Origin of the sequence: Geojedonia litorea, from assembly GCF_042654525.1 — a bacterium.
Classification (GTDB): domain Bacteria; phylum Bacteroidota; class Bacteroidia; order Flavobacteriales; family Flavobacteriaceae; genus Geojedonia; species Geojedonia litorea.
On record NZ_JBHSGP010000008.1, the window covers coordinates 256,994 to 280,599 of the forward strand.

General features: G+C 34.4%; 27 protein-coding genes. 9 read left to right on the forward strand and 18 right to left on the reverse strand.

Annotated features, from left to right (window positions below):
• Positions 1-23: 23 nt before the first annotated feature.
• Together ACFO5O_RS05755 and ACFO5O_RS05760 are read right to left on the reverse strand one after the other, a co-directional pair.
• Positions 24-698, reverse strand: coding sequence for a ZIP family metal transporter (locus ACFO5O_RS05755; RefSeq protein WP_387961783.1), 675 nt, complete (start codon positions 696-698; stop codon positions 24-26).
• Positions 698-1,429, reverse strand: a complete 732-nt coding sequence (locus ACFO5O_RS05760) for a class I SAM-dependent methyltransferase (RefSeq protein WP_387961785.1) — start codon at positions 1,427-1,429, stop codon at positions 698-700. The genes ACFO5O_RS05755 and ACFO5O_RS05760 overlap by 1 nt, the downstream gene beginning before the upstream one ends.
• 58 nt (positions 1,430-1,487) lie before the next feature.
• Here ACFO5O_RS05760 and ACFO5O_RS05765 point away from each other — a divergent pair, with 58 nt between their 5' ends.
• Positions 1,488-2,645: a THUMP domain-containing class I SAM-dependent RNA methyltransferase gene (locus ACFO5O_RS05765; RefSeq protein WP_387961787.1), complete on the forward strand. Its 1,158-nt coding sequence runs from the start codon at positions 1,488-1,490 to the stop codon at positions 2,643-2,645.
• A 131-nt stretch (positions 2,646-2,776) separates the two neighbouring features.
• On the opposite strand, the gene ACFO5O_RS05770 is transcribed toward ACFO5O_RS05765, so the two are convergent.
• The 11 genes from ACFO5O_RS05770 to rlmD all read right to left on the reverse strand — a co-directional run bounded on the left by ACFO5O_RS05770 (position 2,777) and on the right by rlmD (position 12,265).
• On the reverse strand, positions 2,777-3,205 hold the full coding sequence (locus ACFO5O_RS05770) for a hypothetical protein (protein ID WP_387961789.1): 429 nt from the start codon (positions 3,203-3,205) through the stop codon (positions 2,777-2,779).
• Positions 3,206-3,593: 388 nt separating this feature from the next.
• A complete protein-coding gene (locus tag ACFO5O_RS05775; protein ID WP_387961791.1) occupies positions 3,594-4,040 on the reverse strand; it encodes a DoxX family protein in 447 nt (148 codons plus the stop codon).
• Between the two features lie 11 nt (positions 4,041-4,051).
• Complete coding sequence (locus ACFO5O_RS05780; protein WP_387961793.1) at positions 4,052-4,405, reverse strand: SnoaL-like domain-containing protein; 354 nt, start codon at positions 4,403-4,405, stop codon at positions 4,052-4,054.
• 96 nt (positions 4,406-4,501) lie between these two features.
• Positions 4,502-5,086 (reverse strand): Crp/Fnr family transcriptional regulator, encoded by a 585-nt coding sequence (locus ACFO5O_RS05785; RefSeq protein ID WP_387961795.1) that lies wholly within the window; start codon positions 5,084-5,086, stop codon positions 4,502-4,504.
• Between the two features lie 219 nt (positions 5,087-5,305).
• Positions 5,306-6,622: a hypothetical protein gene (locus ACFO5O_RS05790; RefSeq protein ID WP_387961797.1), complete on the reverse strand. Its 1,317-nt coding sequence runs from the start codon at positions 6,620-6,622 to the stop codon at positions 5,306-5,308.
• 326 nt (positions 6,623-6,948) lie between these two features.
• The gene (locus ACFO5O_RS05795) at positions 6,949-7,233 is read right to left on the reverse strand and encodes a hypothetical protein (protein ID WP_387961799.1); all 285 of its coding nucleotides are present in this window, start codon (positions 7,231-7,233) and stop codon (positions 6,949-6,951) included.
• Between the two features lie 150 nt (positions 7,234-7,383).
• A complete protein-coding gene (locus tag ACFO5O_RS05800) occupies positions 7,384-8,913 on the reverse strand; it encodes a carbon-nitrogen hydrolase family protein (protein WP_387961801.1) in 1,530 nt (509 codons plus the stop codon).
• A gap of 60 nt (positions 8,914-8,973) precedes the next feature.
• Positions 8,974-9,501: a DinB family protein gene (locus tag ACFO5O_RS05805; protein WP_387961803.1), complete on the reverse strand. Its 528-nt coding sequence runs from the start codon at positions 9,499-9,501 to the stop codon at positions 8,974-8,976.
• 65 nt (positions 9,502-9,566) lie between these two features.
• On the reverse strand, positions 9,567-10,298 hold the full coding sequence (locus ACFO5O_RS05810) for a DUF6048 family protein (RefSeq protein ID WP_387961805.1): 732 nt from the start codon (positions 10,296-10,298) through the stop codon (positions 9,567-9,569).
• On the reverse strand, positions 10,270-10,791 hold the full coding sequence (locus ACFO5O_RS05815) for a DUF6452 family protein (protein WP_387961806.1): 522 nt from the start codon (positions 10,789-10,791) through the stop codon (positions 10,270-10,272). The genes ACFO5O_RS05810 and ACFO5O_RS05815 overlap by 29 nt, the downstream gene beginning before the upstream one ends.
• Before the next feature lie 64 nt (positions 10,792-10,855).
• Positions 10,856-12,265, reverse strand: coding sequence for a 23S rRNA (uracil(1939)-C(5))-methyltransferase RlmD (rlmD, locus tag ACFO5O_RS05820; protein ID WP_387961808.1), 1,410 nt, complete (start codon positions 12,263-12,265; stop codon positions 10,856-10,858).
• Positions 12,266-12,417: 152 nt separating this feature from the next.
• Here rlmD and ACFO5O_RS05825 point away from each other — a divergent pair, with 152 nt between their 5' ends.
• From ACFO5O_RS05825 to ACFO5O_RS05840, 4 genes are all read left to right on the forward strand, one after another.
• Complete coding sequence (locus ACFO5O_RS05825) at positions 12,418-12,957, forward strand: RNA polymerase sigma factor (RefSeq protein WP_387961810.1); 540 nt, start codon at positions 12,418-12,420, stop codon at positions 12,955-12,957.
• Between the two features lie 44 nt (positions 12,958-13,001).
• Positions 13,002-13,388, forward strand: coding sequence for a DUF6768 family protein (locus ACFO5O_RS05830; protein WP_387961812.1), 387 nt, complete (start codon positions 13,002-13,004; stop codon positions 13,386-13,388).
• Positions 13,389-13,526: 138 nt separating this feature from the next.
• A complete protein-coding gene (rocD, locus tag ACFO5O_RS05835; RefSeq protein WP_387961814.1) occupies positions 13,527-14,771 on the forward strand; it encodes an ornithine--oxo-acid transaminase in 1,245 nt (414 codons plus the stop codon).
• An 8-nt stretch (positions 14,772-14,779) separates the two neighbouring features.
• Positions 14,780-15,232, forward strand: a complete 453-nt coding sequence (locus ACFO5O_RS05840; protein WP_387961816.1) for a DUF5362 family protein — start codon at positions 14,780-14,782, stop codon at positions 15,230-15,232.
• Between the two features lie 72 nt (positions 15,233-15,304).
• Here the strand turns inward: ACFO5O_RS05840 and ACFO5O_RS05845 are convergent, their stop codons facing one another.
• Positions 15,305-15,634 (reverse strand): CCC motif membrane protein, encoded by a 330-nt coding sequence (locus ACFO5O_RS05845; protein ID WP_387961818.1) that lies wholly within the window; start codon positions 15,632-15,634, stop codon positions 15,305-15,307.
• 14 nt (positions 15,635-15,648) lie between these two features.
• The gene (locus tag ACFO5O_RS05850; RefSeq protein ID WP_387961819.1) at positions 15,649-15,933 is read right to left on the reverse strand and encodes a DUF2752 domain-containing protein; all 285 of its coding nucleotides are present in this window, start codon (positions 15,931-15,933) and stop codon (positions 15,649-15,651) included.
• A gap of 113 nt (positions 15,934-16,046) precedes the next feature.
• Between ACFO5O_RS05850 and ACFO5O_RS05855 the strand changes: the two genes are divergently transcribed.
• Together ACFO5O_RS05855 and ACFO5O_RS05860 are read left to right on the forward strand one after the other, a co-directional pair.
• A complete protein-coding gene (locus tag ACFO5O_RS05855; RefSeq protein WP_387961821.1) occupies positions 16,047-16,250 on the forward strand; it encodes a hypothetical protein in 204 nt (67 codons plus the stop codon).
• Entirely contained in the window at positions 16,247-16,804 is a 558-nt protein-coding gene (locus ACFO5O_RS05860; RefSeq protein WP_387961913.1) for a Smr/MutS family protein, read from the forward strand. The genes ACFO5O_RS05855 and ACFO5O_RS05860 overlap by 4 nt, the downstream gene beginning before the upstream one ends.
• Here the strand turns inward: ACFO5O_RS05860 and ACFO5O_RS05865 are convergent.
• Positions 16,801-17,712, reverse strand: a complete 912-nt coding sequence (locus ACFO5O_RS05865) for a hypothetical protein (RefSeq protein WP_387961823.1) — start codon at positions 17,710-17,712, stop codon at positions 16,801-16,803. The two genes, ACFO5O_RS05860 and ACFO5O_RS05865, sit on opposite strands and share 4 nt — an antisense overlap.
• Positions 17,713-17,830: 118 nt before the next feature.
• Between ACFO5O_RS05865 and ACFO5O_RS05870 the strand changes: the two genes are divergently transcribed.
• Positions 17,831-18,979 carry a cysteine desulfurase family protein gene (locus tag ACFO5O_RS05870; RefSeq protein ID WP_387961825.1) on the forward strand — a complete coding sequence of 383 codons (1,149 nt, stop codon included), beginning with the start codon at positions 17,831-17,833 and terminating at the stop codon, positions 18,977-18,979.
• A 5-nt stretch (positions 18,980-18,984) separates the two neighbouring features.
• On the opposite strand, the gene ACFO5O_RS05875 is transcribed toward ACFO5O_RS05870, so the two are convergent.
• Complete coding sequence (locus ACFO5O_RS05875) at positions 18,985-21,381, reverse strand: TonB-dependent receptor (RefSeq protein WP_387961827.1); 2,397 nt, start codon at positions 21,379-21,381, stop codon at positions 18,985-18,987.
• A gap of 71 nt (positions 21,382-21,452) precedes the next feature.
• Positions 21,453-23,138: a M23 family metallopeptidase gene (locus ACFO5O_RS05880; RefSeq protein WP_387961829.1), complete on the reverse strand. Its 1,686-nt coding sequence runs from the start codon at positions 23,136-23,138 to the stop codon at positions 21,453-21,455.
• 176 nt (positions 23,139-23,314) lie between these two features.
• Here ACFO5O_RS05880 and ACFO5O_RS05885 point away from each other — a divergent pair, with 176 nt between their 5' ends.
• Positions 23,315-23,605, forward strand: a complete 291-nt coding sequence (locus tag ACFO5O_RS05885; protein WP_387961831.1) for a hypothetical protein — start codon at positions 23,315-23,317, stop codon at positions 23,603-23,605.
• The last annotated feature ends 1 nt before the right edge of the window (position 23,606 follow it).

Here is a 23,606-nt window from a genome sequence, read left to right on the forward strand (position 1 = left end):
AAAACTTTATAGAGTATATAATGTTATACGAAATAGGCTATACCTACCCCTAAAACAATGGCTATTAATTTAGAGAGATTAAATTTATGACCTTCACTACTTTCAAATAAAATGGTTGTAGAGATATGAAAAAAGATACCTATAACAATGGCATTAATGCTGTCAACATAAGGTGCTATAAAATCCATATTATTGGAAAGATAAGTCCCTATAGGTGTCATGGCTGCGAATAGACCTAAAAACAAAATCACTTGGCCTTTACTGCATTTAGAATGCAATAAAAAGGTGGTAATCACCATGGCAATTGGAATTTTATGAACCACAATTCCATATACCATATCATTATGCTGATGAATAGAAAAGCCCTCTAAAACACTATGGATACACAAACTAATAAACAAGAGCCAAGGAAATGATTGGTCGTCATGATGCAAATGTACATGACCATGTTCGGCACCTTTAGAAAAGAATTCTAAAATAACCTGAATTAAAATTCCACACATAATCAATAAGCCTGTTTGTTTCGCTTGAATATGCTCATAAACTTCTGGTAGAAGATCAAAAAGGGTAAGGGCCAATAAAAAAGCACCACTAAAAGGTAGCAAGAGTTTGGTATAGGCGGTTTTGCGCTGTTTTAAAAGTGCAATTAATAATACGCCCAACATTACGGCGTAAATGGGTAGTAAATATTTGTTCATTATTTAAAAATCATAACTAATCGTTCAGAACTTTTGCTTTGGAATTTACGCAATTTATAATCGCCAAACACATCTAATAAAAATACACCGGCCTGTTCAAAAAGGGCTTCAAAATCCTCAAGTTTCAATGCTTTTACACGTTCCTGAAATTTATACGCGCTGCCTTGATATTCAAATGAAATATCCTTGAAAATAAATCCAGACTCTAAATAGCGTTTTTGGTGAAATTGTATACCTTCTATAGTTTTTGTGTCTTCAGGAATAAGATGATCAATAATGTATTCACTATTCATGAAGTCAATAACTCCAAAACTTGTGGAATTCAAGTCTGTTTTGATAGCTTTAATGGTGTTGAGATTGTCTTCTTCTCGATCAAAATAACCAAAACTTGTGAAAAGATTAAAAACAGCATCAAACTGTTGAAGATACGGCTTACACATATCGTGCACTTCAAACTTTAGGGTGTCATTCTCAAACTGTTTGGCATAGGCAATACTGTTTTCAGACAAATCAATTCCAGTGACATCATAACCTAGTGAATTTAAATACACCGAGTGCCTTCCTTTACCACAAGCCAAATCAAGAATACTTCCGCCTTCAGGAATATTGAGATATTGAGTTAAATTATCCATAAACAATTGAGCTTCGCTGTGGTCTCTATCTTTATATAGAATATGGTAAAACGGCGTGTCAAACCAAGAAGCGTACCATTGTGTGGTGTGTTTTGTCATAGATAAGTGTGTCTCGCGGCAAAAATAAAGTATTTTTGCATTGTTTTATAGTAATACAATGGAGAATAATTTTAAAATGGTGGCCAAGACCTTATTTGGTTTTGAAGAATTATTGGCAAAAGAACTCACCCAATTGGGTGCACAAGAGGTAAATATAGGGGTTCGAAATGTGAGTTTTACAGGAGATAAGGGCTTTATGTATAAGACTAATCTAGCGCTGCGAACAGCCATAAAAATATTAAAACCCATTCATTCCTTCCGTGTGCGAAATGAACAGGAGTTGTACGATAAAATCTACGCGATGAATTGGGATACCTATCTTAAACCAACTGGCACATTGGCCGTTGATGCAACAGTACATTCTAAGCAGTTTACACATTCACTATTTATTGCTCAAAAAACCAAAGATGCCATAGTAGATAAGTTTAGAAACACCACTGGCGAACGCCCGAATGTAGATCTTAAATTTCCAGATATTAAGGTTAATGTTCATATTGATCGTAACACTTGTAATATTTCTTTGGATACTTCTGGAGAATCCTTGCACAAACGTGGCTACAAAACAGCTACCAATATAGCGCCCATAAACGAAGTTTTGGCCGCGGGAATGATTATGCTCTCGGGTTGGGACGGACAATCAGATTTTATGGATCCTATGTGTGGTTCGGGAACGATCTTGGCAGAGGCCGCAATGATTGCCTGCAATATTCCACCTAACTTAATGCGAAAGGAATTTGCTTTTGAACGCTGGAACGATTGGGATGTTGATTTATTTGAAAAAATAGAAGAATCCCTACTGAATAAAACACGTGATTTTCATCATAAAATAATAGGATATGATAAATCACCAAGTGCGATAAACAAGGCCAAAGAAAATATTAAAAATGCACATTTAGAAGAATTTGTAACGGTAAAACACGAAGATTTTTTCAAGACCCAAAAGGGAGGGGACAACAAATTGCATATGGTGTTTAATCCGCCATACGGAGAGCGTTTAGATATCGACATGGAAAATTTCTACAAACAGATTGGAGACACGCTCAAGCAAAATTATCCAGGTACAGATGCCTGGTTTATAACCTCTAATTTAGATGCCTTAAAGCATGTGGGACTGCGTCCTTCGCGAAAAATACATTTGGTAAATGCCAAACTCGAAGCACGTTTGGTAAAATACGTTATGTATGAAGGCAGTAAAAAAGGTAAGTATTTAAAATAGATCATGGCGTAAAACTCTTAGTTTGATTTAGGGTAATCAAAGCCATTACATTTAAAAGGGATGGGGATTATTATAAAAAAAAGCTGTCTAATTAAAGACAGCTTTTTTTATAGCTTATTTGTTATTTAATTTTAATTCCCAGCGCTTAAGGAATAACTTCCGTCACCGCTAAAGGATGTAAGTGTAATAGTTACGGTCCAACTACCTGGCTCTCCTGCATTAGTTACACCATCAATACTGTCTGGTCCAGAATTTCCGTTAAGACTTCTGTCTAGAACTATAGTTCCACTTGCATCTCTAACAACCATTTGGAAAGTGCCCATGGCCGTTGTAGTGATGTCAGCGTTATAATCTGCAGTAGCTAAGTTATTTGTCCAATTAATAGTTCTTGATCCGCTTCCGCCATTTCCGGTAAAATCGCCACCAATATCTCCAGATGGCCCTTCATTTACTGTAATATTTACCGATGGTCCATCGTCACTTGAACACGATGTAAAAGTCGCAATAAATAAGGTCATTGCGATTGAAATTCCTAGTAGTTTAAAATTTGAGGTTTTCATTTGTTTTATTTTAGTTATTAATTCAATAATATAACAATTAAGTATTAGTAATTAACACTTTAAATAGTTAATTATTTTCAAAATAATTTTTATTGCATTGATAATTAAACAATTACATGTTAAAAAAAATCGAACTTTAGGTGAATGGGTGCCGTCTTTAGATGATATTGATGAATCGGCTAAACTTTTATAATAGATTTAATGGAACATTATTGAGAAGGATTTAAGTGATTGAAGCTTTCTCAAATTGTTTAAAATATATGAGTATAATTTTAAGAGCACTCTTACTATTATAGCTTAAATGTGTTAAGAAGATTAACAAAACATAATAGCGATTCAGGTTTGCCCCCAAATCGCTATTATAATTCAAATTCCATAAGTGCAAGCTTCAACTATTTACTAGGATGCTTCGGTCGGTTGAATATTTACCACCGCCAATAAGCAATAAAATTAGTGCTATTCCAATCCATAAGATGAAGAATTCGAAACCTTCACCAGCTTGATTACCATACCAGTTCATAAAGAACCCATTTTTAAGATGTGAAGTTAAAGTTATCCCAAGGGCCAATACGATATAACTTAAGGCGATAAGCCTTGTCGCAAAACCTGCTAACAATGCGATGGCACCAATAGATTCGAGAATAATAACCAAAAAACCTATAATCCAAGGTAATCCAACTGTTTCGGTAAAGAACCCCATAGTTCCTGAAAAACCATAACCGCCAAACCAACCTAAAAGTTTTTGAGCTCCGTGAGGAAATACGACTATAGCGAGTGTAATTCTTAAAATAAGTCCTATATACGAATCGTCTGTATTAAATATTTTAGTTTTCATAATTTAAAAATTTAAGAGTTATAATAAAATTTCTCTTTTATTATTTTTCCATCTTTCCAATCTTGGACCGCAACTTGCGTGTAATTTCTAACACCCCAATCTTTGTGGGTGTAATCAAAGTGCCATTCTACCATGGTTGTATCTTCTCCAACACTAACTTTTAGAGGTTGTGCACCTCTAAATTCGGTAATGGCTCCAAAGAATGCTTCTTCTCGTTGTCTATTTGCAAGTTTTCCTTCAACACTAGGGTTGTCGTTCTCTTGCATTACAACGTCGTCATGATAGAACTGGTCAAAAGCTTCTAAAGCTTTTCCTTCAAGGATCATAGCATTGATTGTGCTAATTTTTTCTAATAATGTGTTCATTGTATTTTGATTTAATTGTTATGAGGCAAATGTCTAATACAATGAAGAGATAGAAAATGAAGTAGTTTATTAAATGTTGTTAATCTAGATTAACATTTATTGGTCCTGAAGCAGTTGACTTTTAATCTTACTTAAAAATTCCTTGGTAACGCCAAGGTAAGAGGCAATGAGGTATTGCGGAACTCTTTGTTCAATTTGGGGATATCTAGATTTAAATTCGATATAGCGTTCTTTGGCCGGAAGACTAAAATTTTTAATAACTCGCCTTTGTGATGCCACAAACGCATTTTGTATAATAATTCTAAAGAAGCGTTCGAGTTTAGGAATGTTTTGATACAACATTTCGAGTTGTTCAAAAGAGAATTGAATGACCTCTGTGTTCTCAATGCATTGTACATTATAATCGGCTGGCTCTTGGGATAGAAAACTACCAAGATCTGCGGCCCACCAATTTTCTATTGCGAATAAAACAACATGTTCTTGCCCATCATCATCGACATAAAATGTTTTTACACAACCATTAACAACAAAACTTTCAAAGCGACAAATATCACCTTGTTGAACAATATATTGCCCTTTAAGATAACTGCGGTGGGAAATATTATCTAATAATAGATTAATCTCTTCTGGAGTTAAGTCTACATAACGAAGTATATAGTCTAAAAAAGGTTTAGTATTCAATGATTCTAGGTTTTTTTCGATTGTTTATTTCACATACAAAAGCAAAATTTAGTTAAGAATTTAAAGTTAATGTTTAATAGGGTACAAAGTTAGGCGTTTGTAAAAAATAGCCCTCTTTTTAAATCCTGATATATGTATATAATTTTATAAGTTATATAGTATTATGAACTAATTATAATGGTATTATTTATCTTTTAAACAACACTAAACTATTACTTTTTATCTAAACCTTTCTAAGTAAGGAAATTCAACCACCGGTAATATGAGATGAGAAATATAGGAATTACATATTCTTTCTCGTTTTGGAGAACTTAGATAAAATGGACTAGAATTTTTTAATACATTATTGATATATTGATTATAGTCATTAAAGGTGTCATAGTTTTCTGCAATTGCTTGGACAAGTCTCAATTGATGAGTATTAATTGCCCCCTTAATATTTTCAGACACTAGGGCATCTGGTATTTTTGGGATAGTAACCTCTGACGAATTCCCGTTAAATATGAATTCAATATTCACAAACAAGGAAGAGTTATCTAGTCTAATTCTACCTACTTCAAAACCTTCTACTCCTGAAAACGTAAGAGTATTATTTGAAAACGTAGATGACACTCTTGCTTCTGGCACTGTTACTTGAGCAGGAGGTATTCCGGCACCAGATAATGAATAATTAGAGTAACATAATGAGTAGGAAGTTTTTTCAAAAATATTGGCGTAAGAATAATAATGATTGCTTCCATACCCAAAAGCAGGAACAAAATCAGAATAAGCTTGATGTCCAGAAATTTGATTGTAAAGGATTTCATTTTCGTAACCGAGTAGTGTAAGTAATGGTAGCTGTGAAGGCACGTTTGTTTGTAAGTGAGCAACATTGACACTGTCAGTTCTAAAATTGTTTTCCGAAAGTAAAGAGATAGCACCTATATTATCTACGAACATCCATCTGTATGAATTATTAATTATATCCGTTGGGTCCACATACTTTATAAATATATTTTTCGAGCCTAAATCTTCGTTGAATTTTGAGGTATAGTGACCAGATAATAGGTTATTAATTTTTATCATAGAATACCCTGTACCCGCTGCATTTAAGACGTCTATATTTAGGTTTTGAGTTTCAATATTTACAAACCCTCCAATTGTAGCATAACCTATGGGTTTAAATTGTATGCCACCATCAAGCATGGGTTTAGTGAGATTAGAGTAAACATAAATGTTATAAACTAAATCATTTACTACATTAATAAAAGTCAAGGAAAATTGTGTGTTGTCATTAACACTTTCTTGGGTGTAAAGTTTCAGTGTTTCTTTGACTTTTGAGTATGTTTTTACATCCAGTGGATTACCATTGTGGTCAGATAAGACCACATGAAGTGAGGTATTTTGATTTACAAATTTATCAGGAAAATCAATTGCAACAATCTCTTCTCCTAGATCTAAATCTATATCTTCATCTTTATTTTCATTAATTTCATTTGAATTTGAACAGGAATAATTCAGAAGAAAAATTAGGAGTAGAAAATTGAAATATTTCATGAGTTATAATATTTTTATTGAAAACAGATTTCGGACACCAATTAGAGTTTAAGTAAAACTCGACAACTTTTTATTGGTCCATACACCTCTTATTTACAAATATTTACTACGGTATTTTGGCATAATTAATTTCTAACCCAATTCAAGTAAGGTTTAAAGTAAATTTAATTCTTTTTTTGAAAAATGAAACAATGTTTTATATGATAAGAGTCTTTAGGTCTATTCAAGAGATATTTAACTCAATAAAATGTATTTGTAACAAAGGTCTGTTTATAACCAATGAGTTACTCTTCTTAAGATATTGATATCTTAAAGATTTCTAATATTTAACTACCGGCAATAGGAGAACCAAAAATACCTACGGCCAATTCAGCCCAAACTAGTAGAAACAGGAGTAGGATGCCTAGACACATCATAAGGCGGTGATTGGTTTTTGTTACTTTTCGTAATACCATTTCACATAATAAACCAGTGATTAGAAGTAAAGCACCCATCACTACAAAATCATAACCAGACCAAGTTACTTCATCACTAAACTGCATTGCAATAAAAGGAATAAGTAGCAGAATAGGTACAGCTAGCAGAATAATTAATAATCGTTTGTTTTTCATCAGACTTTATTGCTTTAAAGATAGCTTAGAACCGGCTTTTAGGCTATCAAATTTAAATCTAAAAATTTATAATATATTAAAAACATTAAAGATTAAATTGGTCTGTTTGCAATTTTATCAATTTTAACGATTAGTTTAGGATCCTAATAATCATTTCTTTAATTTTTTCAATTCAAACAAATCCTTGCGTCGGTCACGTAAATTTTTAACGCTTCCAAATTGATTGAGCTCACGGAGTAAATCTACATCTACATCGGCAATTAAAATCATTTCGGTATTAGTAGTAGTTTCGGCCTTTACACCATTAGCAGGAAAGGAGAAATCACAAGGTGTAAGCACCATAGATTGCGCAAACTGTATATCCATGTTATTCACTTTTGGCAAATTACCAACACTTCCGGCAATGGCGACATAACATTCATTTTCTATGGCTCTGGCTTGGGCACAATGGCGCACACGCGAAAAGCCATTTTGGGTATCGGTTAAAAAAGGAACAAATAAGATATCCATGCCTTCATCGGCCAATAAACGACTCAATTCTGGAAATTCGGAATCATAACAAATTAAGACGCCAATTTTACCACAGTCGGTATCATAGGTTTTTAACTCGCTACCACCTTGCATACCCCAAACTTTAGCTTCGTCTGGAGTGACATGTAATTTTTCATAGCGTTCTGTAGAGCCATCTCTTCTGCATAAATAACCTACATTGAATAAGAGATCACCACGCATTTCGGGCATGCTTCCAGTGATGATATTGATATTGTACGAAATAGCCAATTTAGAAAAACGCTGAACAATATCTTCTGTATGTTTAGCTAACTCTCTAATCGCTTGCGACTCTGGTAAGTGATTATTCTCTGCCATTAAGGGGGCGTTAAAGAATTCTGGAAACAGAGCGAAATCACTTCTGTACGCCGCGACCGAATCTAAAAAATATTCGGCCTGTTGCATTAAATCCTCTAAATCCTTATATAAGCGCATTTGCCATTGAATTAATCCCAATCTTACGATTCGTTTTTTGGTAGCGGCTTTTTTATTGGGTTTTTCATAATAAATATTATCCCATTCGAGTAATACGGCGAATTCATTAGATTCAGCATCGCCTTCCAAATAGCCTTTCATCACTTTTGAAGGGTGAAAATCATTAGAGATTTGAAAATTTAAAACAGGATCATGTATTTCTTTTCGTTTAACTTTCTCAATGTATTGTTTAGGGGTTAGGGTATCGGCATATTTACTGTAATTTGGTATGCGTCCACCAAAGGCAATACCTCTTAAATTGAGGCGTTCACAAAGCTCCTTACGATAATCGTACAGTCGTCGTCCTAAACGCAGGCCTCTAAATTGCGATTTTATAAAAATATCAATCCCATAAAGCACATTGCCTTCTGGATTATGCGTGCTGAAGGTATAATTTCCGGTAATGTTTTTGTAGTTGTGATTGTCGTCAAACGAATCATAATCCACAATGATGGATAGCGCGCATCCTGCTAGCTCCCCATTTATCTTAATGACTACCTGACCTTCAGGAAATTTATCAATTAGCGTCTTGATATGGTTTTCTCTCCAATAGGAATTAGGCATGTTAGAATAGACCTCAATCATGGCACTTTTAAATTCCTGATAGTCAGAGAGGGTTAAATATTTTAGTTCTATATTATCAATGTCTTGAATCATGTTGTATATGTTTTCTAATGTTTTAAATAAAGATTGTCGGCGTTAAGCTGAATTGTTATGTCAGTAATGCTGCTGTAATTGTATTGTATGATGTTCTACATGATAAGCGGTCCACATTAGAAGCTCTCGAACAGGCATTTTGCCCATTAATGGATGTGGTAAAATCAAGGTATCTAAATTTACATCAGATAGTTTTCGGGTTTTATATTGCAATTTTTTACTTTCTACTTGTAAGCGATTTAAAAGGTACTTTTTGTCACTCAATTTAGGAACACGCATCCCTTTAGAAAAGGGAGAAACTATTCCTTCTGGAACATTTTTTAATCGTTCTTGATAACGAGAGACAACAGTTTGGTAATCCCTAACAGGCCTATTAGCTTTTCCAAATTTGTATCGCAGTATAAATTTAGGAAAACTTAAAGCATCATTTAGCGGTTTAATACTTTGGAGTAAATGTAAGGTTTGTTGTCCAGTAGTCCATTTACCCTCTGGTCCTTGTTCCCATTTCTCATCATCATGTGATGAAAGCCATTCAATAAGATATTGATGTTTTTCGTCTATTAAATCGGCTATAGCTTCCTTCTCCATTAGGCTCTAATTTTTAGTGCAAAAGATAAGGATAAATAGTCAAAAAAACGAGTGGAATTATCACACTAGTTTTGGATGACTTCTTTTTTCTCCTTTTTATAAATAGGAATTAAATACGAGAGGTTATAACCAAAGCCAACACCAAATCGACCGCTGTCATACACTTTATTAAATCCAGGAATATAGAGGTTGCCGAAATTCTCGGGTTCATCTTGTGAGATATAACTTTTTAGCTGCATGTTTAAGCCTAAATACAAATTGTTAAGCACTTCGGCTTTGATTCCAATTACCATTTCTACCCATAATGCCGATAAACCTTTAAATTCTTGTCCTTCGGCAACAGTAAATTGCTCGTCCCAATATTGGTCGGTGTTGTAAATGGTATAGCTATTCAAAGTCTGACTAAATGTGCCAAAACTCGCTCTAAATCCACCATAGATCATGTTTTCCATGTCTAACCAATTGGTGTAAAAATTATAATCGACACCAGCTTTTAAATAGCTGCCTTTGGCTGTAGTGTTTAAATAGTCAGTAGTTGTTATTTTCTCTTCAGTACCTAGTTCTCCAGCTAAATAGAGTCGTTTGGTTAAACGGTAATCAGCTCCAATTTCAAAGCCTTTGTAATCATCATCAATAAACGAACGTGCTAGTTTTCCAATATCAGCTCCTAAACGCAAGCCATAACTTTGTTTAAAGACGAGCGTATCTGCAGGTTTGTTATTGTTTTGTGAAAATGATGCTACAGACCATAACATCACTATACAAAGACTAGTGATATAAAATAATGTGTGCTTCATTTTCATGATCTATTGAAGTTGTTAGTATTTCTGATCCGAATATCCAATTGTCAGAATCAATCTCGATTGTGGTTTGAGGATCATTAAATATGCTCTTGTAACCACAGGCTCTTGATACATAGACAAATTGAGGGGTATATCGTATTTCTAAAATATCAGTATTAGAAAAGGTAGAGGTATTAGAATCGGTATCGAAATCGGTATCTCGCTTTAACTCAAAACGCGAAGTAGTTACAATGCCTTCCTCCTGAAATCGCAAAGGAAGTACTATAGAATCGGTATTTGTGCTGAAAACAATCTCGTTTCCTTCAGGCATGCCTTCACCAATAACTGATAGCAGACGTACTTGTTTGGTTTGGTCTTGTTGGTTAATATCGTAAAAGCGTATGATGAGATGTGGCGTAGTTGGTGTGCTTTCTGCGCAAATATCATCGCGTTCGCAGCTTATACCCGTTAGGATGATAAGGAGTACTAATACACTAAATTTCTTCATTTAAAACTTATTTTTCTTTTTGCAATTTACAATTGATCGGTTGAAAAATTTTTCGGTCGTTTATTTATAGACGTTCTAAAAGTACAACATTTTCAACATGGAATGTTTGTGGAAACATGTCTACAGGTTGTACTCTGGTTATTTTATACTCATCCTTCATTAAAGCCAAATCTCTAGCTTGTGTTGCACTATTACAGCTCACATAAACAATTTTTTTAGGGGCAATAGACAAAAGTTGTTGTACCACATCTTTATGCATGCCGTCTCTTGGTGGATCTGTGATAATAACATCCGGTTGTCCGTGCGTCTTTAAAAATTCATCATTAAATACCACTTTCATATCACCAACGTAAAAGTCAACGTTGTTTATACCGTTAAATTGTGCATTCTGTTTAGCAGCCTTAATCGCATCGGGCACTGCTTCAACACCTATCACTTTTTTGGCTTGTTTGGCCACAAACTGGGCTATGGTTCCTGTACCTGTATACAGATCGTAAACCAATTCGTTACCAGTTAATCCAGCAAATTCACGTGTTACTTTATATAATTCATAAGCTTGTTGTGAATTGGTTTGGTAGAAGGATTTGGCATTGATTTTAAATTTCAGGCCTTCCATATCCTCAAAAATGTGATCGTTTCCTTTATAGCAAATAACCTCTTGATCATAAATGGTATCATTAGCTTTTCCGTTGATCACATATTGTAAGGACGTTATTTGTGGAAAAGTTTCAGAAAGAAAGTCCAATAACAAGGTTCGGTGTGCTTTATGCTCTTTGAAAAATTGAATGAGTACCATTAAATCGCCAGTTGAAGACGTTCGGATCATCAAAGTCCTTAAAAAACCAGTTTGATTTCTGGTATTGAAAAATTCCATCTGATGCTTTAAAGCGAAGGATTTAACCGCATTTCTAATAGCATTGGAAGGATCTTCCTGTAACCAACACTTTTTAACATCAAGAATCTTATCCCACATACCCGGGATATGGAATCCCAGCGCATTTTTATCACCTAAATCTTCTTCAGAATTAATTTCGTCTTGAGTTAACCATCTGCTATCACTAAACGAAAATTCCATTTTGTTTCTATAGAAAAACTGTTGTTCAGAACCTAATATAGGTTCTATTTCTGGAAGCTCAAGATGTCCTATACGTTTTAGGTTATTAACGACTTCATTTTGCTTATAAGCTAATTGAAAGCTATAATCCATGTCCTGCCATTTACAACCGCCACAGGTGCCAAAATGTTCACATTTTGGTGTTGTACGCTTGTTAGAATAGGTATGGAACTTAATCGCTTTGCCTTCGTAATACGCTTTTCGTTTTTTAAACGTTTGAACATCAACCACATCGCCAGGAACTGTATTCGATAAAAAAATCACTCTGCCATCTGGTGCTTTACCAACCGATTTTCCTTTGGCTGCAGTATCAATAACTTCAACCTGTTCAAATATGAGCCTATTCGTTTTTCTTGCCATAGCGCAAAAATAATAATAGCCTTAAATAAATGTCGTTTTATTTCGATTAACTTTAAAGGATTTCAATAAATAATGAAACCATGTTAATAATTATGAGATTTTTTTGAACCTTTTTTCATCGTAAACGTCTTTTATACAGAAACTAGCACTTAATGTCTAAACCCAAAAATAGCGCTGATACACAATTAGTAATTGAATTTAAGGCAGGAAACTTGAACGTATTACCCTATTTAGTTGAACGCTGGCATAAACGATTCTTGGATAAAGCCTATTGGATTACTAAAAATGCTGAAGTTTCAAAAGATATTGCCCAAGAAACCTGGAAAACGGTTATTGCTAAAATAGGGCAGTTGCAGGATGTTAATAAGTTTGGTGTTTGGTCCTTGCGAATTGTATGTACTAAATCATTTGATTATTTAAGGTATAGACAACAGCAACAACATCAGCTAAAAGAGTATCAAAAGGTTCAAAACCCAAATGAAATAGATGCAATTGATGACTATGAATTCAAAAGAAAAAAAGTAATGCTAGCCATTAAATCGCTGTCGGTAGATCAACAAAATGTAATTCGTTTATTTTATCTGGAGAATTATTCTTTAAAACAAATGAGTGAATTTTTAGACGTTTCTATCGGGACCGTAAAATCACGACTATTTCATGCACGAGAAAACTTAAAATCACTTATAAAATAATATAAACAGGTTTCTCAAATTCAGAAACCACAATACAAAAGATTATGAAAACACATATGGAAGACATAGACCAATTAATTAAAGACACCTTAACCAAGGAGGAGGCTAAATTTTACGATGAACTAGAAGAGCAAAACGTATTTGAGATGCTTGTGGGTTTATTTAGAGGAAAAAATAAATGGATCATCATTTTAATGAATGTGGTCACACTTATATTTTTCGGGTTATTTGTGTATTGTACTGTTCAGTTTCTTGATACCGAAGTAACCAATGAACTCATTAAATGGGGAATTGGTGGCTTTGTTTGTCTCATGACCGTAAGTATGCTTAAGATTTTTGCTTGGATGCAAATGGACAAAAATGCACTGATTCGAGAGATGAAACGTTTGGAATTACAGGTTTCATCTTTATCCACAAAATTGTCTGAATAACATTTTAAATCACGCCGAATATTTACTAATTTGCAGGCCTTTAGGGATGATTTCTCTCCCACGCTGAATTTTCGGACTCTTCGAAAGGATAAAGGTACAGAAGGAATAGTTATTTTATTCATTATTAATTCATTTAAAATGGCTGTTTTAGACCAATTAAATTCGCAAAAAGCGATAGATTTAGAAAACAAGTATGGTGCCCACAATTACCATCCGCTACCTGTAGTTTTGAGTAGGGGTGAAGGTGTGTATGTTTGGGATGTTGAAGGCAAAAAATATTATGATTTTTTATCGGCGTACTCGGCGGTAAACCAAGGTCATTGTCACCCCAAAATAGTTGGGGCAATGGTGGAGCAAGCGCAAAACCTCACGCTAACCTCAAGGGCGTTCTACAATGATATGCTAGGTAAATTCGAAAAATACGCCTGTGATTATTTTGGCTTTGAAAAGCTCTTGCCAATGAATACGGGTGCCGAGGCTGTAGAAACGGCCTTAAAATTATGTAGAAAATGGGCTTATGAGATTAAGGGTATTGATGAAAACGAAGCAGAGATTGTTGTTTGTGAAAATAATTTTCATGGACGTACGACCACAATTATTTCTTTTTCAAACGACCCTGTTGCACGTAAACACTTTGGACCTTTTACCAAAGGCTTCATAAAAATAGAATACGATAATTTACAAGCACTTGAAGACACCTTTAAGAACCATCCAAATGTTGCTGGATTTTTAGTAGAACCCATTCAAGGTGAAGCAGGCGTTTATGTACCTAGTGAAGGGTATTTATCAAAAGCTAAAGCGCTTTGTAAGCAATATGGCGTTCTTTTTATTGCAGATGAAGTACAAACAGGTATTGCTCGAACTGGAAAATTATTAGCGGTTGATCATGAAAATGTTAAACCTGACGTCTTAATTTTAGGAAAAGCTTTAAGCGGTGGTGTTTATCCTGTAAGTGCTGTTTTAGCCAATGATGCGATTATGAAGGTTATTACACCTGGAAATCACGGTAGTACCTTTGGAGGAAACCCTGTGGCTGCAGCAGTTGCTATTGCTGCACTGACTGTAGTTAAAGAAGAAAACTTGGCGGAGAATGCTAATCGTTTAGGTAAATTGTTCAGAAAAGAACTTCGTACATATATAGAAACCAGTAACATTGCAAGATTGGTTCGAGGTAAAGGTTTGTTGAATGCTATTGTAATCAATGATCATGAAAATAGTGATACCGCTTGGAATATTTGCTTGAAGTTGAGAGACCATGGGCTTTTGGCTAAACCTACACATGGTAATATTATTAGGTTTGCTCCGCCATTGGTCATGACCGAAACACAATTAATGGATTGCGTTACCATCATTATAAAAACACTTAAACAATTTGAAAATTAGATTTTTTTATGGAAGAAAATGCCTCTGCATTTGACGTTTTTGAACTCAATATGTCAAATGATGTTCTCGGGTTTTTAAAAGAAACCTCAACTTGGACCTACTTTTTATCAATTCTCGGATTTATAGGAATTGGACTTATGGTAATATTTGGTCTCTTGTTTTCAACAATTCTTGGAAGTATGACTGATGCAAATCCATATGAACAAGTAGGATTTAACACAGGCTATTTAGGTCTTATTTATGTGGCTATGGCACTGCTTTACTTTTTTCCAGTCTATTATTTATATAATTTTTCAAGAAAGATGAAGACTGCTTTACGTATGAAAAACAACGACGATTTTTCAGCAGCCTTTTCAAACTTGAAATCACATTATAAGTTTGTTGGGATATTAACAATAGTGATTATTAGTCTTTACGTGCTATTATTTTTCTTTGCACTAATAGGCGCTTCAGCTTTTTAATGGTGTTAACATAACAAAAGAAAACGGCTTATGTAAACCACTACATAAGCCGTTTTTGCTGATATTAATTTATTATTGATTTTGTTCCCACTGCTTCATGCCCTCTGTGAATTCTTCCATAATATTGTCCCAACCTATGGTATAAATTCTATAAATAGTTAATAGCAAGTATATAATGTTTATGATTAAAATAACTATGGCCACAATTTTTGCAGTATTCATTGCTTTGACTGTACTTTGGTCATAATCATCAGGATTAGTTTGTGCAGCTTTTAGTTTACTTTGAGCTATAAATAAAGCAATACTGGCAAGAATAAATCCAAACCCGCCAAAGCAACAGCAAAACAAGCCAAGAATTGCAAGTACATACACTAAAGTGGGATTAAGTCGTTGTTTTTCCATGATTTTAATAATTTTTAAGTGGTTAATTTATAAATGTAGCTAACAATTATAATTACAACAGACAATATGGCTAGTGTATTTATAAGTTTTGAAGCATGTTTAAACTTGAAAAAAAAGTTAATTCCTATAAAAATGAATAAAGGAATTAAGGTGTAAATGGCAGGATACATTTGAAAAGCAGCTACAAATTCACCATGAATTAAAAATGAAACAGCACGTTGGCTGCCACAACCCAAACATTCAAATCCAAACAGTTGTTTGTTTAAACAAGGAAGCATATAATTTTCTGGTGAGAGCATAAAGGCTTTGTATTGCACTCAAAAATATAAAAAATCGAATAGGTTTTTCAACTCCTCTAATTTAAAATTGATTTATTAAATGTAATTTTGACGAATTAAATCTTTTTATTCAAATGAATCTTTCAAAAACTATCAGTTATTTTTTAATTGCTATTGGTGGTCTTGTGGCCGTATATGCACAAGCTCAAGAAGATCAAAATCAAATGATTTTAATTGGCGGTATTGTTATACTTATGATAGGCGTATATCGTGTTTCTCGAGGTATACCAAGCAAATCAAATGAAGAGGATTCAACCGATAATAATCAAGAATCATAATGTTTAAAGTTGGTGACAAGGTAACGGTATTAGATGATGCTATTTCTGGTACAGTTTTAAAAATTACTGGAAATACTATTACCATGAAGTCTTCTGATGGTTTTGAATTTGAATTTGAAGCTCATGAGCTTATGCATACTAAAGATCAGAATTTTTCTTCTGCAATTTTTAGTGACCATTCACTAAATGATATTTTAAAAGAAAAGGAAGCATCAAAAAAACGTAAAACACCTACTTTAAAGCCTAAAGAGCGTACACAGCCTACAATGGAAGTGGATCTTCATATTCACCATTTAACCAATTCCACAAAGCACATGAACAATTTTGAGATGTTGAATCTACAATTGGACACAGCCAAACGACAATTGGAATTTGCCATTAAAAAGCGTATTCAAAAAGTTGTATTTATTCATGGCGTAGGGGAAGGCGTTTTAAAGGCAGAATTGGAATCGCTTTTTGGGCGTTATGACAATGTAAAATACTATGAAGCCAACTACCAAAAATACGGACTTGGAGCCACTGAAGTTTACATTTATCAAAATGTTAGCCCCTAATTAAAAATTGGTGTTGCCGTTCTGCTTTTGCTGGTTATAGAGCTGTCATTTAAAGTACCAAAATCTAGCGTTGTTATTGATATATTTGGAAAAGCTACATTTTGAATCAATATTGCAACTTGATAGGTTTGAAACACCGTATGGGTTCTATAAGCTGTTGCGGCTCTAGACGTGCTAACAGCAGGGTTTAAATAATCAGGACCTACATTTGGATCTGAAATATCGTTAACTGGGTTTAGATCTTGTGATATGTTTTCTTCATCGCGTGTTTTAATCCCATCATTGTCATCGTCGTCATCCAAATAATCAGGGATGCCATCACCATCAGAATCTTGAGCATTACTTAAACCATTAGCAGCTGTGTAATTTACTTTTTCTGCTGATGTAGGAACATTGTCGCCATCATCATCTTGGTCTAAATAATTTGGTATCCCATCGCCGTCAGTATCGTCATCCGTTAGATCTCCATTACCATTTATATCTTCTAAAGCTGCAGGAATACCATCATTATCATCTTCGGTTAAAAGGGTCGTAATTGTGATGGTGCCAGATGTACTTTCAGAACTACTTTTTATATCAATGTTTGCTGGAGGCACATCATTACAGAATAAATTACTAGTATCGGGTTCTGTTCCGTAAGTTCGATAGGTGATACGATTTGTGGTACCATTCACCGTTCTAGTGAGCGTAAGCGTATTATTTGAACCAACAGCCAAAATGTCATCAACAGTTAGGCCTTGGGCCTGTATAGATAATGATTCAGAAGGGTCAGTCTTTGTTTTATAAAATACCAATTCTCCACAAGCTTTAAACGTGTCGTCAAAATCTAGTTCAACAACAATAATGTCACCATCATCACAAGTTAAACAGGTTAAAGAGAAGCAGAGTATATATAGGATTTTTCGCATCGTACAATTTTGAAACAAAAATAAGGGATTTGTGAATTTATAACGTAGCATCTTGAAAATAATTTTATTTACTCTATTTTTGAATTTTGAAATCAACCAGTGTTGACATTAAGCCATAATGAAACAAATATATTTTGATAGTGCAGCAACTACCCAACTACGTGATGAAGTCATCGATAGAATGACGGATGTTCTTCGTTTAAATTTTGGAAATGCTTCATCTACACATAATTACGGAAGATCATCTAAATCGTTAATTGAAAATTCTAGAAAAGTAATTGCATCCTATCTTAATGTGTCACCCTCTGAAATCATCTTTACTTCTGGAGGTACCGAAGCTGACAATCTCGTCTTACGAAGTGCGGTTCGGGATTTGGGTGTGACCGAAATTATTACCTCAAAAATTGAGCATCACGCCATTTTGCATACGGTTGATGAATTGGTAAAAGAATATGGAATTTCGGTTCAGTATGTTAATTTAGAGGCCAATGGACAAATTAATTTCACCCATTTGGAAGCCTTACTAAATCCATCTAAAAAACAACTGGTAAGCTTGATGCATATCAATAATGAGATTGGTAATAAGCTAGACATTGAAAAGGCCGCAAAATTATGCAAGGCAAACAAAGCGCTGTTTCATAGTGATACTGTGCAATCGGTAGGGCATTATAAGCTAGATTTGCAACAAATACCAATAGATTTTTTAGCAGCCAGTGCTCATAAGTTTCATGGCCCTAAAGGTGTTGGATTTGCGTTTATTAGAAAGAATTCGGGATTACGACCATTGATTTTTGGTGGTGAACAGGAGAGAGGATATAGAGCTGGAACTGAATCTACACACAATATTGTTGGGCTTGAGGAAGCTCTTAAACTTTCATATGACAATTTGGAGGCAGAATCTACTGCTATCAAGGAATTAAAGGCGTATTTTATTCATCAGCTGAAGTCAAATATTCCTGGAGTGCATTTCAATGGAGCTTGTGAAGATTTAAACGAAAGCACCTATACTCTTTTAAATGTTTGCCTGCCCATTGCTCCTGAAAAAGCACCTCTGCTACAATTTCAGTTAGATTTAAAGGGCATTGCTTGTTCTAAAGGTAGTGCTTGTCAAAGTGGTAGCAATCAAGGGTCTCATGTGTTGTCTGAACTACTCAATAAAGAACAGTTAAATCGGCCATCTGTCAGATTTTCGTTTTGTAAAAACAATACAAAGGAAGAAGTTGATTACGTGATTGGGGTGTTAAAGGATTTTACTACCTTAAAATAAGCTATTTAAAATCGTGTGCTTAATCTAAGATTGAACACTCTAGGCGATAAGTAATTTGGAATGGCATACTGACGCTTGCTATATACATCACGGACCCAAGTATTGGTTATGGTGTTTTGCACATCAAACATATTGAAGATTTCAAATCCTAAAGACAATTCTTTAAATTTACTTTTCCAACCTCGGTTATAAGTTTTGTTCTGATCAACCAAAACATAGCTAATGCCTAAATCGGCACGTTTATAGTCGCGTAGTCTATTTTGGTACTCATAAGGATCAGCATAGCTAGGAGAACCTCCCGGAACACCTGTATTATACACTAAATTCAAATACATTTTTAGGTCTGGTATTTTAGGTACATAGTCCTGAAATAGGATACCAAATTTTAGGCGTTGATCTGTTGGTCGTGCAATGTAACCTTGTTCTTCAATATTTTCTTCTGTTTTCAAATAACCAAAACTAAACCAAGATTCAGTACCAGGGACGAACTCTCCGTTCAATCGTAAATCTAAACCATAAGCATAAGCTTTGGCATTGTTTTTAGCACGATAACGAATTCTCACGTTTTCCAACGTGTAAGGATTAACGTCGGAAAGGTTTTTATAATACGCTTCTGAAACGAGCTTAAAAGGCCTATCCCACATTTTAAAACTATATTCATTGCCCAACACAATATGAACTGATTGCTGTGCTTTAACATTGGGTTGAACCACACCTGAAGAATCTCTTAATTCTCTATAAAATGGCGGCTGATAATACAATCCTCCAGCAATTCTAAAAAGCATATCTTTTTCCCAATCTGGCTTTATAGCAAACTGGGCTCTAGGACTAAATACCGTTTGCGAACTGCTTTGGATACCATCACCATTAACACTCCAATTTTGAACTCTGACACCAGCATTGTAAAATACTTCATTATTGCCCAAAGAGGTACGCTTGCTCCATTGGGCATAGGCTTGTAACCTGTCGATAGTCACTTTGTTGGTTGCTCTTACATTTTGAAACGCCACTAATGGACCATCAAAGGCTTCATAAGGTTGATTGTTAAAGGCATCAATATGTGGTGGTCGAATTGAAAAACCAGCACTGTCGATGACTTCCCATTCAACCAAACGGTCTCTGATATCTTCGTGTGAATATTTTATGGACCATTCAATGGTGTTTTCTTCAACTTTAAAATCACCTTTGTGCTCAATGGTTGCAATAAGGGCATCTAAATCATTTCTGGCATGGTTGAGTTGCGTGCCAATTCCTTCGGTAAATTCAACCTCTCCCAAATTTTCATCCCCAATATTACTGTTGACTTCTCCTAGACGATACTGTGCGAGTATGTCAAAATATTCTTCTTCAGTGGTATGATAAGCAGATGCAATAAGTTTTAAGGTTAAATCTTCGTTTACAAAATAATTAGCTTTAAAGGCGCCAAATTCGGTTTGGTATTGATCTTTTTCTTGTCCTTCATAAAAAACCACTAATGCCAGCGGATTTTCCAAGGTACCAAAATTGGTCTGACGATTTTGTGGTTGAAAATTGTAGCGATTCAAGGAAATATTGCCTAAAAAATTCAAATGAAATTTATCTGAAAATTTATAAGTCAAATAGGTTTGTGCATCGGCAAACACAGGTCTAACATTGGTTTCCGTTTCCAATGAATTTATAACTAAGCTATTGTCGCGATAGCGCAAACCAATGATTCCAGAGAATTTGGAATCCTTGCTAATCACTTCTGAAGCGATGCTTCCACCCAATAAACTCAAATCAGCACGAATACCAAATTTTATAGGATTTCTATAGGTGATATCAAGTACCGATGATAATTTATCTCCATATTTTGCCTGAAAGCCTCCGGCAGAAAATTCAACATTCTGAACTAAATCGGTATTAACAAAACTCAATCCTTCTTGTTGTCCAGAGCGGATAAGGAATGGACGATAGACTTCTATTTCATTGACATAGACTAAATTCTCATCAAAGTTTCCGCCACGAACTGAATATTGGGTACTCAATTCATTGGAAATATTTACACCTGGAAGTGTTTTTAGGATATTTTCCACACCAGGTTGTGCGCCTTTAATAGTGCGTAACACTTCTGGTGTTATGGATGTGATACCATCAACTGATTGCCGTGTATTGGTATTGATCACTACGGTTGCAATTTGTTCGACTTCAGTTTTCATTACTGGATTAAACTCCAGTTCTTGGCCGTTTTTAAGATTGAAAGTTGCAATTATTTTTTGAAACGAAAGGTGCGTGAATTCTACTGTAACATCAGTATTGGCTTCTATTTTAAGTTCAAAAAAACCGTTGCTGTTACTTATTGTGCCTTGATTGCCGGCTTTGATATTGACTTCAGAAACAGGGACTTGGTTTTGGTCTAATATAACACCTTTAATAGTTGCCATTTGCGCAAAACCTATTAAGGGTAAACACAAAAAAGTAAAAAGTAAGGAAAAATTTAGTTTCAAACGATTTGTTATTTTCGGTAAAACGTTGCTTCAAATGTAGAACTATTTCCAACATTATCGGTAACAATTAGCTTCAAATTATGCTCTGCGTTTTTAATTATGTTGTCGTCAAAATAATAAGTTAGACTATTGTCCTTATATTCATATTCCATTAAAACCCATTTACCATTGATGGTTGCCCGATAATTACTAATGCCTGATAAATCATCCGTAATTTTTATTCGCAATTGATCTAATTTGCTTATCCATTTCCCATGTTGAAAATTTATAGGGCTTATTGAGGGTCCTTTATCATCACGTGCCAAGGCGAAAGTACCTAAGCTATTTGGTCGGGCAATAAGGGAATCTCCTTTTCGGGTGGTATTGAGATAGCTTGGTCTCTGATAAAAACCCTGTAATTCTGCAATGAATAATTTACTCTTATCCACCTCACTATATTGACTTACATCGTAAAATAGACTTATATTTTTTTGAAGTGGAATCACATCTTTATGTAGCTTTAATGTGTCGCTGCGTACATTGATATCTAAATAGGCATCGTCATAAAAAGTGTTGGCTGGGATATAAACTGAAACTTTGTCTTTTTTAAAATTCATGGGTTGGTCAGCATAGACAAAATAAGCTGGTTTTATATCGTTTGTACTAGGTGCTTGATTTACTTTTTTTCCTGTAATAGGAATAGTTACCCAAGCTTCATTGCCTTTAAAATCTTGAATACGGATTTTATAAATAGAGGATGTGCTATCTTCAATTTTTACATAACCCTCATTTTCTACCTCCTTGAACAAGCTCAACGGATTTCCTTTTTCTTGAAATAATTTCTGAATTCGGATTTTATTAATTTTATAGATTTCATAATCTACAAATCGGTTGATGTGCCTACTCTCGTCGAAACTAAATCGTTTAAAATCAATTTCTATACTCTTGTTGCCGTTAAAAAAGGTTTGAATGTTACTTAAACCATTATTATTTGGAGCAAGATCTTGTTTGTCATTGCTTTCAATACCAAAGCCAATTGAGCCATAAGCAGCGATGTTTTCGGTGATATAGTTCCCGTTCTTGTCTGGAATTAGGCGTAGCTCCAATCTTTTACTTTTGTTATTTATGAATGAAGCATCATCTTTCACAAAGGCATAAACTTTAGTTACAAAAGGTGGGCGTGTATCTTGAATATCTATTCCAAACAACATTGGGTTTATGGGACGCTCTTGATTATCACGAATTTCAAAATGTAAATGAGGCCCAGCCGAACTTCCTGTGTTTCCAGAAAGCGCGACGATTTCATCAGAAAATATTGGTAATTCATTAGGAGTTGGAAAAACTTCAACTTCGTAAGTTTCTTTTTGATATTGACACTGTTTAATGTAGGCTTCAATTTTAGGAGAAAATTTTTTCAAGTGCCCATAAACCGATGTATAACCATTAGGATGAGTTATGTATAAAGCTTTGCCATAGCCATAATGGGAAATTTTAATTCTACTCACATAACCTTCAGCTATGCTATAAACATTCAAACCCTGACGTTGTTGCGTTTTAAGGTCTAGTCCCGAATGAAAATGATTGGAGCGCAGTTCTCCAAAGCTACCAGCAAGGACCAGTTCAATATCTAATGGTGCTCTAAAATAATCTTTTGGATACTCTATTTGCGAAAAACAGAGGCTTGAAGATAGTAGGATTAATAAGTGATATTTCATAGGCAAATCAATAATGCTAATGTATAAATTTGTAAATCATCTTCAAAGTATAAATACACATTGCTTTAAAAACAAAGTGTTGAGGCTATAATTAATATTTTTAAAATTTATTGCAAAACAATTGTGATTTTTCATTAGGTATGTTAACTTTGTTACATCAGTATTGAAATTTGTACATGAGTAAAATTGAAGATGTTGTAGATTCTTTAGAGAATAAAATTAGTAAGGTATTACATAAGTTAGAGGTTTTGAAACAGACCAATACCAAGCTTTCAGAAGAATTAACATTACAACAACAAAAATATATTCAACAACAAGAGGAAATGTCTTCTTGGATTGAAAAATACGAATCGCTCAAGATTGCAAATTCATTACTTGGCAGTGATGAAAACAATAAAGAAACCAAGCTCAAAATAAACGCCTTAATCAGAGACATTGATCATTGTATAGCTCAATTATCTGAATAGC

Bases quoted from the DNA above. Each gene is read 5' to 3' on its own strand.
- ACFO5O_RS05755 (WP_387961783.1), bottom strand. From the start codon at position 698: ATGAACAAATATTTACTACCCATTTACGCCGTAATGTTGGGCGTATTA.
- ACFO5O_RS05760 (WP_387961785.1), bottom strand. From the start codon at position 1,429: ATGACAAAACACACCACACAATGGTACGCTTCTTGGTTTGACACGCCG.
- ACFO5O_RS05765 (WP_387961787.1), top strand. From the start codon at position 1,488: ATGGAGAATAATTTTAAAATGGTGGCCAAGACCTTATTTGGTTTTGAA.
- ACFO5O_RS05770 (WP_387961789.1), bottom strand. From the start codon at position 3,205: ATGAAAACCTCAAATTTTAAACTACTAGGAATTTCAATCGCAATGACC.
- ACFO5O_RS05775 (WP_387961791.1), bottom strand. From the start codon at position 4,040: ATGAAAACTAAAATATTTAATACAGACGATTCGTATATAGGACTTATT.
- ACFO5O_RS05780 (WP_387961793.1), bottom strand. From the start codon at position 4,405: ATGAACACATTATTAGAAAAAATTAGCACAATCAATGCTATGATCCTT.
- ACFO5O_RS05790 (WP_387961797.1), bottom strand. From the start codon at position 6,622: ATGAAATATTTCAATTTTCTACTCCTAATTTTTCTTCTGAATTATTCC.
- ACFO5O_RS05795 (WP_387961799.1), bottom strand. From the start codon at position 7,233: ATGAAAAACAAACGATTATTAATTATTCTGCTAGCTGTACCTATTCTG.
- ACFO5O_RS05800 (WP_387961801.1), bottom strand. From the start codon at position 8,913: ATGATTCAAGACATTGATAATATAGAACTAAAATATTTAACCCTCTCT.
- ACFO5O_RS05805 (WP_387961803.1), bottom strand. From the start codon at position 9,501: ATGGAGAAGGAAGCTATAGCCGATTTAATAGACGAAAAACATCAATAT.
- ACFO5O_RS05810 (WP_387961805.1), bottom strand. From the start codon at position 10,298: ATGAAGCACACATTATTTTATATCACTAGTCTTTGTATAGTGATGTTA.
- ACFO5O_RS05815 (WP_387961806.1), bottom strand. From the start codon at position 10,791: ATGAAGAAATTTAGTGTATTAGTACTCCTTATCATCCTAACGGGTATA.
- rlmD (WP_387961808.1), bottom strand. From the start codon at position 12,265: ATGGCAAGAAAAACGAATAGGCTCATATTTGAACAGGTTGAAGTTATT.
- ACFO5O_RS05825 (WP_387961810.1), top strand. From the start codon at position 12,418: ATGTCTAAACCCAAAAATAGCGCTGATACACAATTAGTAATTGAATTT.
- ACFO5O_RS05830 (WP_387961812.1), top strand. From the start codon at position 13,002: ATGAAAACACATATGGAAGACATAGACCAATTAATTAAAGACACCTTA.
- rocD (WP_387961814.1), top strand. From the start codon at position 13,527: ATGGCTGTTTTAGACCAATTAAATTCGCAAAAAGCGATAGATTTAGAA.
- ACFO5O_RS05840 (WP_387961816.1), top strand. From the start codon at position 14,780: ATGGAAGAAAATGCCTCTGCATTTGACGTTTTTGAACTCAATATGTCA.
- ACFO5O_RS05845 (WP_387961818.1), bottom strand. From the start codon at position 15,634: ATGGAAAAACAACGACTTAATCCCACTTTAGTGTATGTACTTGCAATT.
- ACFO5O_RS05850 (WP_387961819.1), bottom strand. From the start codon at position 15,933: ATGCTCTCACCAGAAAATTATATGCTTCCTTGTTTAAACAAACAACTG.
- ACFO5O_RS05855 (WP_387961821.1), top strand. From the start codon at position 16,047: ATGAATCTTTCAAAAACTATCAGTTATTTTTTAATTGCTATTGGTGGT.
- ACFO5O_RS05865 (WP_387961823.1), bottom strand. From the start codon at position 17,712: ATGCGAAAAATCCTATATATACTCTGCTTCTCTTTAACCTGTTTAACT.
- ACFO5O_RS05870 (WP_387961825.1), top strand. From the start codon at position 17,831: ATGAAACAAATATATTTTGATAGTGCAGCAACTACCCAACTACGTGAT.
- ACFO5O_RS05875 (WP_387961827.1), bottom strand. From the start codon at position 21,381: ATGGCAACTATTAAAGGTGTTATATTAGACCAAAACCAAGTCCCTGTT.
- ACFO5O_RS05880 (WP_387961829.1), bottom strand. From the start codon at position 23,138: ATGAAATATCACTTATTAATCCTACTATCTTCAAGCCTCTGTTTTTCG.
- ACFO5O_RS05885 (WP_387961831.1), top strand. From the start codon at position 23,315: ATGAGTAAAATTGAAGATGTTGTAGATTCTTTAGAGAATAAAATTAGT.